We start from the raw sequence: 641 nt of genomic DNA on the forward strand, positions 1-641 counted from the left end.
CAAGTACGCCGCCACCGATGCGCTGACCCTGGGCGCAGCGGTGTTCCGTACCTCGCAGCCGTTCCAGTACGCCAGGCCCGACGGCAGCGATGCCGGCTACACCTTCGTCGCCGAGGGCCAGCAGACCCACACCGGGCTGGAGTTGACGGCCAACGGTCGCGTCGCCGAAGGGCTCGTGCTCACTGCCAGCGTCAGCGCGCTGCAGGCGCGCGCGCGCGATACCGGCACCGCGTTCTACGAAGGCCATCCGTTGGTCAACGTGCCCAAGGTGCGCGCCAGCGTGCATGCCGATTACGCGTTGCCTTTCGCCAATGGGCTGTCGGTCACCGGCGGCTGGCGTTATGCGTCGTCCAACGTGGCTACGGTCGATGGCGATGTGCGCGCACCGGGCTACCACGTGGTCGACCTCGGCCTGCGCTTCAAACATGACCTGCGCGCGCACCCGGTGACCTGGAACCTGTCGGTGGACAACGTGTTCGACCGCTTCTACTGGCGCGATACGGGCAGCAGTGCCGGTGATTACTACCTGTTCGCCGGTGCGCCGCGCCAGGCGCGCCTGTCGGTGACGTTCGGGCTATGAACGCCGCGGCGATCCTGGAGTGGTCGGCGGTCGTTGCCAGCCTGCTCGGCGTGTGGCTGAT

Annotated in this window: 1 protein-coding gene; it reads left to right on the top strand. The window is 68.0% G+C overall.

All coding sequences use genetic code 11. The annotated features are described in order from the left end of the window. On the top strand, window positions 1-580 hold a 580-nt coding region (locus ACXJKJ_RS30900), incomplete at its 5' end, for a TonB-dependent receptor domain-containing protein (protein ID WP_457395357.1). Between the last annotated feature and the right edge of the window lie 61 nt (window positions 581-641).

This window comes from Roseateles sp. P5_E1 (assembly GCF_054049335.1).